The following is a 13099-nucleotide window of genomic DNA, read 5'->3' on the forward strand; positions in this document are numbered from 1 at the left end:
CGCAATTAATGATTTATTTAGAACGTATAAGATCTTTTTCTACTGCTTTGTACAATAGTAAGCCAAAGAAATTAACACTTACCATCCATTTCAAAAAATAACCGATATCAATATGATCAGCCGGATAGTTTGGCGCAAGTGCATGACGCATAAGCTCAATATTATGAATGAAAGGATTATAGAGCAAATAGCTAAAATAGGGCTCAGGGATAATATGAATTGAATAAATAATCCCAGATATGAAATATAAGATAGTAAAAATCAAACCTATAATTTTGCTGATTTCACCACCATAATAACCGACAACCATCATAATCATCGCTAGACCAAACCCAAACAAAAATAAGGTCAACCAACAAAACAATACTACGTTCAAATGTGCAAGACTGATAGGAATACCAATAAAAGCAAGTATGACTAACAACAGTACAAAGGTAAAAAAATAAATCACTAGCTCTAAAAATGAGCGGGCAATAATGACGTCAATGTGACGTACTGATCGATACATTAAAAGCCCTTGATTGGCCTCAACTGCTCCTAACGCTCGTGTTGCTATGGTACTCATCATACGAAAAGGCACTAGGCCTGCCACCAGAAATAACATGTAGTCCATTCCTGGCAGCACACGGGTCATAATAGCGCCAAATATGATCAAATAAATAGCAACTTGAAACATTATCTCTAATGGCGCCCACAGATAGCCCAAGCGATAACCACCAAAGCGCGTTTGCAGCTCACGCATCAGCAAGGCATGAAATGCAGCACCCATGACTTTTAAACCACTGCGATGCTTAATAGGACGATAAGGAGGTAGTTGTACAGACATGGCGTTACAGGACTTTACCGAAAACAGCCCCTATGATAAGTAAGCGGGACATAAGTTACAACAATTAATCTGTACCTAAACAGATAAAGCTATGATTTAGCAAGAAATCAGTAGGTAATTATAATGTTTTATGGTGCGACTTGAGCCATTCACCATATTCTTAAATAATTTATTTCAGGCAAAAAAAAACCAATCAAATAATGATTGGCATTTTTAATATTACAGGTCTTGCTAAAAATGGTGGCGATGAAGAGACTTGAACTCTTGACCTCACGATTATGAGTCATGCGCTCTAACCAGCTGAGCTACATCGCCATTTTAGGATGCACATTCTACCCAAGCTGCTGACTGTCGTCAACCCCTAAAGGGCATTTTTTGCAGAAAATATGAAATTTATTCAAATTAGCTGCATTTTTATCACGAACAATAAAAAAGGTTTGGTAAACCGATAAGCCGGGTTCTGTCGTGGACAATCATTCCTCTAGGCGCACAATCGCTCGTACGCTCAAGCAACCTACCCGCATCGAACGCGGGCCGCGCCATGCCGATGCCTATTTGGTCTTGCTACGCGTGGAGTTTACCATGCCGTGAACTGTTGCCAGCCACGCGGTGCGCTCTTACCGCACCCTTTCACCCTTACCGATGACATGAATATCTTGCGATACTCATATAAGCCAAAGGCGGTCTACTCTCTGCTGCACTGGTCGTCAAGTTACCCTGCCCAGCCGTTAGCTGGCACGCTGCCCTATGTAGCCCGGACTTTCCTCCCCTGCATGTCTGTTGCCAGTGTGCAGCGGCGATTGCCTAGCCTACCAAGCGCGCTAGTATAGCAAAATTAATGAGGCTTTCGGAAAGTTTTTTTGTCTTATTTTTAGCACTGATTTATACAAAGTTTTTAGGGAGTATAAAATCCATATTGCCACTGCCATCATGCTCTTGTACAGATAAGGCTAACCAATGCGCCATTGGATAATGCTGTGCTAGATAGTTTTGTAGAAAATCAATTGTGCTATTTGCAATCTCAACATCCGTCTGAGCAGCATTATCATGGATATGATTATAAATAACACTATGTACAGATAATCCACGGGCTTTTATTGCTTCCAAACTCAGTAATGTGTGATTGATACTGCCCAAACGACCAGAAGTGACCAAAATAATCGGATAACCTTGAGCAGTAATATAATCTAAAATTAATAACTGCTCCGTTATTGGCACGAGCAACCCACCAGCACCTTCTAGTAATACCAAGTCATACTCAGCTTGCAATCGTTTGGTGGCACTAGTGATCAGTTCAGGATCTAGCACTTCTCCTGATAACCGAGTCGCTAAGTGCGGTGATGCAGGCTTCTCATAACGATATGGACAAGTGGTGAAATTAAGGTCGCAAGGTTGCAACGGAAAATTCATCAGCTGACGATGGATAATAATATCATCGGCAATGCCTATCACACCGCTATTTGGATTTATTGCTACCCCAGTTTGCACCAACTTTTGAGTAATGACATTGACGCCTTGCTGCATCAGCGCTTTAGCAATCATGCCAGTAGCATAAGTTTTGCCGATATCGGTATCAATTCCTGAAATAAAAAGCACGCTCATCATTAACCTTCTTCAGTCAAAGAAATTTACGTTAAATAAATTCTCAATACTGTTAATAGCGATTGGCATAAGGTAACAAGTTCGTCATCTGTAATCACATAAGGCGGCATGATATACACCAATTTGCCAAAGGGTCTGACCCAAATACCGTTTTCAATCAATAAAGACTGAAAGGTCGGCATATCAACCGCTTCATTTAGCTCAATGACGGCGACTGCACCCAAACAACGTACTTCTGCAACGCCATTTAAACTAGCAACTGGCGCAAGTTTTTGTTTCATTATTGTTTGGATATTTGCTGTACGTGCTTCAATATCATAGGAGAGTATTAAATCAATTGAGGCACAAGCGACGGCACAAGCCAGCGGATTGCCCATAAAGGTCGGACCGTGCATCAGTGCCGGATAATCACTTTGGCTAATGGTATCGGCAATGTTATGCGTACACAATGTTGCGGCAAATGTCATATAACCGCCAGTTAATGCCTTGCCAATCGTCATGATATCAGGGCTGATACTCGCATGCTCACAAGCGAATAATTTGCCACTACGCCCAAGACCCGTAGCAATTTCATCAGCAATTAGTACTACTTTGTATTTATCACACAATTTGCGAAGCAGTTGTAAATATTGAGGACTATAAAAGCGCATGCCGCCTGCGCCTTGAATAATCGGCTCGATAATAAATCCAGCCAACTTATCGCTATTTTTATCAAAGAAATCCGTTAATTCATCATATTCAGACTGGCTAATATCACGCTCAAAGCCCAGTGGCGGTGCTGCGACAAAATGCTGCATCGGTAATTGCTTACCATAGAGACTGTGCATGCCATTGATAGGGTCGCAGACACTCATCGCATGCCACGTATCACCATAATAGCCAGAATGGGTCGAGGCAAATTGGCACTTTTGTGGACGCTTAGCGGCAATTTGATATTGCAATGCCATTTTTAATGATACTTCTACCGCAATGCTGCCGCTATCGGCATAAAATATGGCATCCAGTCCAGCAGGCACAATTGACAGCAGTTTTTTGCCCAAGTCTATTGCGGGTTGATGGGTCAAACCACCAAACATGACATGCGCCATTTTACCCAATTGTTCAATCATCGCTGCATTCAGCTTGGGATGATTATATCCATGGACGCTCGCCCACCACGATGACATACCATCGATCAGACGCGTACCATCTTGCGTGACGATATAAATACCATCAGCGTGATCAATCACAATATTAGGATAAGTCGGCGGTAGACTAGCATAAGGATGCCAGAGATGTTGCTGGTCAAAGTCGTTCGTTGATTTCGTAGATGAGAGTGATTCTGTCATATTTTATTGACCAGTAATGCGTTTATATTTTGACAACAAATCGCTTTCGGTTTCGACATGATTGGGATCATGAGGAATACAATCGACAGGGCAAATGACTACGCATTGCGGCTCATCAAAATGACCGACGCATTCGGTGCATAAATCAGGGTCAATCACATAAATGTCATCGCCCTCTGAGATGGCTTCGTTTGGGCAGGCAGGCTCGCACACATCACAGTTGATGCATTCATCAGTAATTAATAACGCCATAGACTGCTCCTTATATTTTACTTATAGCACTTATACAATTGGCGTTGACGATTTCGATGCGTTTAAATGTTCGACACATCTTCATTGTCAGTGGGTATTTTGCTATCTAAGATTGAGTTTTTCAGCAAAAGCTTGTGACACACATAGCGGGACAAATTTAGTCACATCACCACCGAGTTTGGCGATTTCTCGAATCATCGTCGATGAGATGAATGAGTAATTCTGCGATGGCGTCAAAAAAACCGCTTCAAAGTTTTCATCAAGCTCACGGTTCATATTGGCCAGCTGAAACTCATATTCGAAATCTGACATCGCCCGCAGACCTCGTAAGACAGCAGTGGCATTTTTTTCACGCATAAAGTCAACGAGTAGACCTTCAAAACCCACCACCGATACTTGTGGTAAGTCAGCAAATACTGTCTCAACTAAGGCGACACGCTCCTCAAAGTTAAATAAAGGCTTTTTGTGATGTCCTGAAGCAACCGCAATAACGACCTCATCAAACAGTTTGGTGGCGCGTGTGACCAAGTCTACATGACCATTGGTAATAGGATCAAAGGTACCAGGATATAAAATTCTGGTGTGCAGCTTTGAGGAGTTAGCAGAAGTAGAGTGGCTCATAGCGTGGCTAATAGGGTCAGTAATAGTAGGCTATATGCTAGCAAATTTTGCTCAAACTTAATACTTATCGTCGATGCATTTGTAAATAGTTACCGCCTTAACCTCACTTAATGTACTCAGTCTTCTGTTTGCACTCGATTGCTGTGTACCCACCTTAAATGACTTCGACTATATTGGCTACATTTGTCCTAATAGCCGGCTTACATTTTTGTTAGAGGCTTTGCTACAATAGGCGGTTCGACTCATCCGTTTTATAAACCAAATAAAGGACAATACCATTTATTGAGTTAGGATGAGGAATCAGTAGGACTAGTCAGATAAGGACTTTGTATTTGTAGGCAGTCCTTATGGAGAAATTATGTCAAAAAAATCAAAAAAACCAGAGAATCAAATTTGTGCCAATAAAAAAGCTCGACACGAGTATTTTATTGAAGAAACGTTTGAAGCAGGTCTGTCGTTACAAGGTTGGGAAGTAAAAGCCATTCGCGCAGGCAAAATGACCATTACCGAAGCTTATATTATCTTTCGTAATAATGAGGCATTCTTATTTGGCGCGCATATCCAGCCGCTACTATCCAGCTCGACGCATGTCAGTCCTGATAGTATCCGTACCCGTAAACTGCTGCTCAATCGCCGCGAAATCGAAAAGTTAATGGGTGCAGTCAACCAAAAAGGCTATGCCTGCGTGCCATTATCCTGCTATTGGAAAAACTCGTTGGTGAAATGTCAAATTGGCTTGGCACTGGGTAAAAAACAGCATGACAAACGTAAAACGCTTAAAGACCGTGATTGGGAACGTGATAAGCAGCGTGGCTTTAAGAAGGATTTAGATTAAAGCCATCTTTCAACAGATTGGTGTTAATCTTAAAAAACGGACGATTCAGCATAGTGTTGAATCGTCCGTTTATATTTGTTGAATTAAGGTTACTTATTAATTTTCAAATAGCTGGCGCAATCTTTGTTGTTTGCGATTGTTTACGAGCGCTACGTAATTGGCGCACTCCATGAGCCACTAAAAATGCGATGCCTACCCAAATCAAGCCATAGCTATAGATCATCGCCGATTCAAAAGGATTGCCCAGTACAGTGACGGCTAAGATAAATAATAATGCAGGCTCCAAATAGCTCATCATGCCATAGACGTTGACTGGCAATATCTGACTGGCATCAACGTTGGTTTTCATCGCAAGCACGCTCATAACACCAAGTCCCGCCAGCATCAGGATAAAAAAGCCAGAACCGCTCACTAAGCTTAAACTGCTCGGCGCAATGAAAAATAAATACGCCAAAGCAAATGGTGCGAATATCGTTAAATCAACCAATAACCCAGTCACCGCGCCAATCCCTTGCATGCGGCGTAAAATATAATATAGCGGGTACGTGCCGCAGACCCAAAGCGTTGCCCAAGAGACACTTTGCGTACGGATAATTTCACTGCCGACCCCTAATGCGGCAAATGCAACAGCCAACCATTGCAGACGGCTTAACTTTTCGCCAAAAAAGACGCAGCCAAATATAACCATCATCAGTGGAAATAAAAAATACCCCATCGCGGTTTGTACACCTTGCCCATTCACGGGTGCCCACATAAATAACCAAAACTGGCTGAGGAATATCGGTGTGGGCAATAGCAACCACGCCCATTGTTTAATTGATCCTAGATTTTTTATTTTATTGACATGCAAGCCTAAACGTCCACTAACCAGTAGATAGCATATCAATGCCGCCCACATCGCTAGCATACGCCAGATAAAGACTTGCGTACCTGACAATGGCGCCAAAAAGCTGCTGTAAGCATAAAGTACGCCAAATAATAAATTCGATAACACGGCTAAAACTACGCCCAATATTAATGTGCGTTGCTGTGCGCTACCCGCCGTCCAAATCGCTGGCAATGGCAAGCGCGAGACAGTCGTTGCGAGCGTATTTGCGAAGGCAGTAGAAAGCATTGAAGTAGACATAAAAGCACCGTAAATTTAAATAGATATTAGAAAACCAGCTGTGAGCTTTTACTTGTTAGGGTTAAGCTTTAGTTGCTAGGCTTTAATTGCTAATTTTTGATTGTTAAACCTTGATTAATAGCACCTATTTTACTGAGTAGTGATGAGATATTATTTCCAATAAAAGCCTATTTATAAGTAAATTTATCTTTCAAACCCTTTAAAACTAAATTTTTTCTTATATTTTGATTTATAGTGATAATAATTGTAAAAAATCCAGTGAATGAAACGCTTTCTAAAAGAGAGAACACCATGAGCCAAGTTTTAGATGATATCGATAAAGCGATTTTAAATTTGCTACAGGACGATGCGACCTTGCCATTAAAAACGGTGGCAGAACAAGTGCATGTGTCTATCGCTACTGCCCAGCGCCGTATCCAAGCATTAATCAGCAATGGCGTCATTACCAAGCAAGTTGCTATCGTTGACCCAAATAAGGTGGGTTACGGACTGACCGCGGTGGTGATGATAGAGATGGCGCGCTCAAATACCTCGATGCAACATCGATTTGAGCGCTTGATGAATACACAGCCACAGGTGATGAGCTGTTATGAGGTATCAGGTGATGCGGATTTTATGTTGATGGTCAATGCCAAAAATATGAGTGATTACCATCGATTCACGACTGGTTTGCTCACCTATGAGAATAATGTGCGCAACTTTAAAAGCCAATTTGTGATGAACTTTACTAAAAGTGGGACAAAGATTTTGCTCGATTAATTTGATTATGAAAACTGCTTGGCTGTTTAATTAAAAGTAGATAAGTCGCGGTCAAACAAGGTACGATATCAACGAAAGTTTAGCAAAAATGATAGATATCACATCAATAGTCAATCGCCTAGTAGACAAGGAAGCCTCACCATGACTAAAAATGCCCGTACCATTAGAAAAAAAGAAAGTAATAATTCAGCACTAAAAGCATTAAGCTTCAAAACAGTGATAGCAGGAGCGTCACTTGCAGCATTGCTCGCCAGTTCAGGATGCGCCACTAGCTCATTACTAGACAGTGGCAGTCATGTCAGCACAACAACAGCTAAAACTGTGTTGTCGGAAGATCAAATCGTGGCTTTTGGTCGCCCTGCACAGGCATTACCAAAAATGCCCAACGCGACCATGGTGATCGTCGGTGAAAAAAACAGCTATGTGCTGACCCAAGGTGGGACAGAGATGGTGAATTTACTGACCAATTTGACACCAAAAAATATCCAAGTTGATAATGAGATGAACTTTTATGTGCCCAATAACGATGGCTACTTTCAGGGAGAGATGAAGCTGTCTTATGCCAAACTAAAAGATGAATTTAAACGTTCTGACTATCAGTTTTTTTTGCAAAACAACGGCAAAGAATGTACCTCAGCCAGTGACCAGCGTATCAATGCTCAGCGTTTTTGCTTTAGCGTTCCTGTCAAAGGCGCTATCTATCCACAAGTCAGTAATTTAAGCATAATTCAGTCGAATTATCGTGCCTTGAGCAAACCTTATACGGTCAGTTTTTATACACAAAGTCAGCAAAATCAAGTGTCTCGTAGTGGTGCAAATACGGCTCAGAAGCTGGTTTTATTGCCCTTTGCCTTAGCTTTTGACGTAGTTACTTTCCCATTTCAGTTATTAGAGCAATAAATCCTTACTATAAATGATGATTTGAAATAAAGATGCGCTTAGTTTCTACAAGCCTTTTTATTCATAGATTACTTAAACTATCAATAACTTATCGCTAATCGTTTATGACATCATGAAGACAATTCATGTTAAAATGAGCACTTTTAAATTAGCCGTTAATATTTTTAATGAATAACGGCTTTTTTTAGTGCCATTTTTCTAATTAACAGGTCCGCTCATGTCTGCCGATACCATCGCCCGCACCGCCTTTAAACAAGGCACCAAACCACTTTACGACTACGACAAACATTGGGCAAGCTGCTACGAGCCAGCGCCTTATTTGCCTATGAGCCGCAAAGAGATGGACGATTTGGGCTGGGATGCCTGTGATGTCATCATCATTTCAGGCGATGCGTATGTCGATCATCCAAGCTTTGGTATGGCGATTATCGGTCGTCTACTAGAGTCACAAGGCTTTCGTGTGGGTATCATTGCTCAGCCCGATTGGAAGAGCAAAGACGCCTTTATGGAATTGGGCAAACCTGTCTATGCTTACGGCGTGACCGCAGGCAACATGGACAGCATGATCAACCGCTATACCGCCGATCGCAAGATTCGTAGCGATGATGCGTACTCGCCGGGCAACGTGGCAAATAAACGCCCTGACCGCGCCGCTATCGTCTATAGCCAGCGTTGCCGCGAAGCTTATCCTGATGTGCCAATTATCTTAGGCGGTATCGAAGGTAGCTTACGCCGTATCGCTCATTATGATTACTGGTCGGATAAAGTGCGCCGTAGTATCTTGATGGATGCCCGTGCCGATGTTTTATTGTACGGTAATGCTGAGCGCGCCATCGTCGATGTGGTACATGGTCTGTCTAAAGGCTATAGCTTTGAGCAGATGAGCAAATTGCGCGGTACCTCATATCTATTGACGCCAACGCGCCGCCATTGGCAAGACGATATGACTGAAGTTGCTAGTAACGATGTCGATACCGTTGGCCGTGTTGACCCAATTATTAACCCGTATGTGATGACCGAAGACGTGGATCAATGCTCAATCGAGCAAGACAAGCCTAGCGACTCACCAGTTGGGCAAGCGCTCTCAGGAATGGCTTCACAGTATCCGGGCTTTGTTTCTGAACCAGTTACCAATAAAATTCTAAATGCCGAGCAAGTTGACGAAGAAACGCAAGTGGTGCAAATGCGTGGTTTTGATAAGCCAATGACGGCGCGTAAACATAAAATAAAAATGCCACCACGTGAAAAGACGGTCATTCGTCTGCCTGATTATGAGCACGTCAAATCTGACCCTGTTTTATACGCTCATGCCAGCCGTATCTTACATCTTGAGACCAATCCAGGTAATGCCCGTGCCCTCGTGCAACGTCATAGTAGTGGCGCTGGTAATTCGCACACCTCCATCGATGTCTGGCTCAATCCACCACCGATTCCGCTCTCGACTGAAGAGATGGATTACGTATTTGACTTGCCGTACGCACGTTTGCCGCATCCAAGCTATGGCGATGCACGCATCCCTGCTTATGACATGATTAAGTTTTCGGTCAATATCATGCGCGGCTGTTTTGGTGGTTGTACTTTCTGCTCAATCACTGAGCACGAAGGACGAATTATCCAAAACCGCTCGGAAGAATCTATCCTACGAGAAGTCGAAGCCATTCGTGATACCGCACCTAACTACACTGGCGTTATCTCTGACCTTGGCGGACCCACGGCCAATATGTATCGTCTGAGCTGTAAAGACGATACCATTGAAAAGAATTGCCGTAAGCCGTCTTGTGTCTATCCTGACGTCTGCGAAAACCTAATTACCGATCACAGTAATTTGACCAAACTATATCGCAAAGCCCGTGATATCAAAGGTGTAAAAAAGATTCTCATCGCTTCTGGCTTACGCTATGACTTGGCGGTAAAAGATCCAGAATACGTCAAAGAATTGGTCAGCCATCATGTCGGTGGTTATCTAAAAATTGCGCCTGAACACTCTGAAGAAAACGTCTTATCGAAAATGATGAAGCCGGGCATGGGCAGCTATGATAAATTCAAAGCCATGTTTGAGCAGTACAGCTTCGAGGCCGGTAAAGAGCAATATCTAATTCCTTATTTTATCGCCGCGCATCCGGGCACGAAAGATGAGGATATGATGAACCTTGCGCTGTGGCTAAAAAGCCATGGCTACCGCGCTGACCAAGTACAAGCGTTTTATCCTAGCCCGATGGCGACAGCGACCACCATGTATCATACGCATAAAGATCCACTGCATAAGATCAGCCGTGATGAAGGTGACATGGATATCGTCAAATCGGGTAAGCAGCGCAAATTGCATAAAGCGTTCTTGCGCTATCATGATCCAAAAAACTGGGTATTATTGCGTAAAGCTCTGCAAGACATGGGTCGTGGTGATTTGATTGGTAAAAATCGTGGCTGCTTAATCCCGCCGTTCAACGCCAGTTTAGAAGGGCGCGATGCGGCACAAGACAGCTATCAATCGGCGCGTAAAAAGAACAGCCGCCTAGGTAATGACTCGGTGAAGCGTAATAATAATTCGTCAACCAATGGCGCATCCGCTAAAGGCGCTGCGAGTCAAAACACGGTCAGCAAAAACACCAAAAAGCGCGTGAGTAAAGGCAATTTCCAAACCCAACATACTGGTCTGCCACCGCGTAAAACCAAGTAGTTAAAGCCCTGTATCTCAGTGCTAAATGCAGATGCTTAAATGAGTGACGAACACTTATTTAAGCTCATAAAAAAGCGTCTATCGGTCAAAAGGTCGATAGGCGCTTTTTTATTTGAAGCAGCTTATTTTTAATAAATGCATAATCAAAGCCTAAACACCAATCAAAACGCGCCAAATGATGTGTTACATTAGTCAGTGATTAAGTAACTTAATGAACACGTAACAAACAATTTCTAACATTCTTCAAGCGCTGTTTTCGTTACCATATGCGCTATATGCTTAACGCATTATTAAAAATAAATACATTATGATTTTTATATCTTTGGAGAATGCCATGAAAACCCTAACTAAATTTGCTGTTGCTCTACCTACCCTTGCCTTATTAAGTGCTTGTGCGACCACGGCTCCTACTACGCCAAATGCATCAAACACGCCTGCATCAGAAAGCGTCACCGATGCCGCTTATGATCGTATGGCACCAGCACCTTATACCTGTACTGACGACAGCACCATCATGGCTAAACAATCTATCAATAAAAAACAAGTGATGCTCAATGCAACCTTGCCTAAAGTAAAATGGGCTGAGCAACCAATCATCTTAAATGGTGATGTGCAAGGTGATACCGCAAGCTACGTTAATGAGTCAAACCCAGAAGCTGTCTATGCATGGCACATGAAAGGCGACAAAGGTATTTTTGCCATCAAATGGGCAAACGGTAAAGAATATCAAGTAAACTGCCAAATCTAATTAGCTCGCTATAAACAGCCTGCCAGTTTTAAAAAACCAGCGACATATACAAGACAGTCATCATAGGATGGCTGTTTTTTTTGCGTGTTGATTGAACAATATTGCATTGAATATCTGTATAAAAACTGACATCAAAACCACAGATTTAGGTAAAGCGTTGGTTAGAATGAACGGTTTGCTGCTTTTGTCTAGAGAAGCATCAAGAAACCTGTCAAAATAGCGCTGATAGGATATTGTTTATGATTAATAATACTAAGGATACGTCGATGGCTAAGCGCTTAATGAATGTGATAATCATCGCTACTGCCAGCATGTGGGCACTGGCTGGCTGCGACAACAATGCTGAAACGGCCGCTCAAGATTCTGAGCCAGCGGTGACGACCGCAGACTCCTCAACGACAGCCACTAAGACTATCGACTGGTCTGTCATGGCGAGCGGTGAGAAGCCCGCTGACCCTGCCAATTATCAATATCCGTTTGCGCTCGATAGCCAAAACGTCCGTGATTATGCAGAGTATTTCAAGGTAGATAATGCGACGGCTCAGCATAATCTAACGGTGAGCATGGCGAGTAATGAGGCACTATCTAAAGCCTTGGATCAGCTAAGTGAAAGCTATGTCTCGCATGAGCTAACCGATGGCAATGAGATGAAACTCATCATTCATGCCACACCTGATATCGCTGCTAGCAGCTATGATTACGTGCTGTCTGATGACTTTGCGAAAGGATTGGTATTACCAATTGAGATTAAACCTGATGGTAAGAAAGGTGAAGCGAAGGGGCATGGAGAGGTAGTGGAGTAATTTAATTTGTAGGGTGCGCCCTGCGCACCTATAGAGTATTAAAATTCATACGGTAAATATAAATGTCACAATACATTCGTTCATACACGAAAGGTGCTACCTACTTTTTTACTTTGGTGTCATACGATCGAAGAAAAATACTGTGTGAAGATGACTTCTTAAAAGCCTTTAAAAAAAGCATCAAACAAGTTCAACAACAATATCCTTTTAAAATCATTGCATGGGTACAACTACCCGACCATCTACACTGTATTTGGAAAATGCCTACTGACGATGCTAATTATAGTATGCGTTGGTCGCAGATAAAACGATTAACCACCCAAGCCTGTCCGCAATATCATTTACCAATAGATGTGTTAAGCCGTTCAAAAATTAAAAGAAGCGAAAGAGGTATTTGGCAACGTCGATTTTATGAACATGAAATAAAAGACGAAGCAGACTTCATAAGGCATATGGATTATTTGCACTATAATCCTGTTAAGCATGGGTTAGTTAAAAATGTAGTAGACTGGCCATATTCGAGCTTTCATCGTTATGTGAAGCAAGGTGCTTATGCGGAAGACTGGGGTAATGAGTCAATTGGTTTTTCAGAGAGTTTTTCAGATAAATTAGAGTAGTTTTT

At 42.4% G+C, this 13099-nt stretch carries 13 protein-coding genes, 1 tRNA gene and 1 other RNA gene; 7 read left to right on the plus strand and 8 right to left on the minus strand.

Features of this window, described 5'->3' with window-relative positions:
* Positions 1–13 precede the first annotated feature (13 nt).
* The 7 genes from ACT3S4_RS07165 to coaD all read right to left on the minus strand — a co-directional run bounded on the left by ACT3S4_RS07165 (position 14) and on the right by coaD (position 4629).
* Entirely contained in the window at positions 14–826 is an 813-nt protein-coding gene (locus ACT3S4_RS07165; protein ID WP_444760796.1) for an ABC transporter permease, read from the minus strand.
* Positions 827–1064: 238 nt separating this feature from the next.
* Positions 1065–1141, minus strand: a tRNA-Met gene (locus ACT3S4_RS07170).
* A 118-nt stretch (positions 1142–1259) separates the two neighbouring features.
* Positions 1260–1642, minus strand: an RNA gene (gene rnpB, locus ACT3S4_RS07175) — RNase P RNA component class A.
* A gap of 66 nt (positions 1643–1708) precedes the next feature.
* Positions 1709–2428, minus strand: a complete 720-nt coding sequence (gene bioD / locus ACT3S4_RS07180) for a dethiobiotin synthase (protein WP_444760797.1) — start codon at positions 2426–2428, stop codon at positions 1709–1711.
* 26 nt (positions 2429–2454) lie between these two features.
* A complete protein-coding gene (gene bioA, locus ACT3S4_RS07185; RefSeq protein WP_444760798.1) occupies positions 2455–3756 on the minus strand; it encodes an adenosylmethionine--8-amino-7-oxononanoate transaminase in 1302 nt (433 codons plus the stop codon).
* A gap of 3 nt (positions 3757–3759) precedes the next feature.
* On the minus strand, positions 3760–4008 hold the full coding sequence (locus tag ACT3S4_RS07190; protein WP_021814308.1) for a YfhL family 4Fe-4S dicluster ferredoxin: 249 nt from the start codon (positions 4006–4008) through the stop codon (positions 3760–3762).
* Between the two features lie 102 nt (positions 4009–4110).
* Positions 4111–4629, minus strand: coding sequence for a pantetheine-phosphate adenylyltransferase (gene coaD, locus ACT3S4_RS07195; protein WP_238034814.1), 519 nt, complete (start codon positions 4627–4629; stop codon positions 4111–4113).
* A 358-nt stretch (positions 4630–4987) separates the two neighbouring features.
* Between coaD and smpB the strand changes: the two genes are divergently transcribed.
* Positions 4988–5464 carry an SsrA-binding protein SmpB gene (gene smpB, locus ACT3S4_RS07200; RefSeq protein ID WP_011512728.1) on the plus strand — a complete coding sequence of 159 codons (477 nt, stop codon included), beginning with the start codon at positions 4988–4990 and terminating at the stop codon, positions 5462–5464.
* Between the two features lie 103 nt (positions 5465–5567).
* Here the strand turns inward: smpB and rarD are convergent, their stop codons facing one another.
* On the minus strand, positions 5568–6590 hold the full coding sequence (gene rarD / locus ACT3S4_RS07205; protein ID WP_444760799.1) for an EamA family transporter RarD: 1023 nt from the start codon (positions 6588–6590) through the stop codon (positions 5568–5570).
* 291 nt (positions 6591–6881) lie between these two features.
* Here rarD and ACT3S4_RS07210 point away from each other — a divergent pair, with 291 nt between their 5' ends.
* The 6 genes from ACT3S4_RS07210 (at position 6882) to ACT3S4_RS07235 (ending at position 13094) form a co-directional block, all read left to right on the plus strand.
* On the plus strand, positions 6882–7349 hold the full coding sequence (locus tag ACT3S4_RS07210; protein WP_045453648.1) for an Lrp/AsnC family transcriptional regulator: 468 nt from the start codon (positions 6882–6884) through the stop codon (positions 7347–7349).
* 141 nt (positions 7350–7490) lie between these two features.
* Positions 7491–8249, plus strand: coding sequence for a hypothetical protein (locus ACT3S4_RS07215; RefSeq protein WP_444760800.1), 759 nt, complete (start codon positions 7491–7493; stop codon positions 8247–8249).
* Positions 8250–8466: 217 nt separating this feature from the next.
* A complete protein-coding gene (locus ACT3S4_RS07220; protein ID WP_444760801.1) occupies positions 8467–10926 on the plus strand; it encodes a YgiQ family radical SAM protein in 2460 nt (819 codons plus the stop codon).
* Between the two features lie 334 nt (positions 10927–11260).
* Positions 11261–11674: a hypothetical protein gene (locus ACT3S4_RS07225; protein ID WP_045453637.1), complete on the plus strand. Its 414-nt coding sequence runs from the start codon at positions 11261–11263 to the stop codon at positions 11672–11674.
* Between the two features lie 239 nt (positions 11675–11913).
* Positions 11914–12477, plus strand: a complete 564-nt coding sequence (locus ACT3S4_RS07230) for a hypothetical protein (RefSeq protein ID WP_444760802.1) — start codon at positions 11914–11916, stop codon at positions 12475–12477.
* Positions 12478–12539: 62 nt separating this feature from the next.
* Positions 12540–13094: an REP-associated tyrosine transposase gene (locus tag ACT3S4_RS07235; protein ID WP_444760803.1), complete on the plus strand. Its 555-nt coding sequence runs from the start codon at positions 12540–12542 to the stop codon at positions 13092–13094.
* Positions 13095–13099 lie beyond the last annotated feature (5 nt).

This window comes from Psychrobacter sp. AOP30-A2-5 (assembly GCF_052378115.1).
Lineage (GTDB): Bacteria > Pseudomonadota > Gammaproteobacteria > Pseudomonadales > Moraxellaceae > Psychrobacter.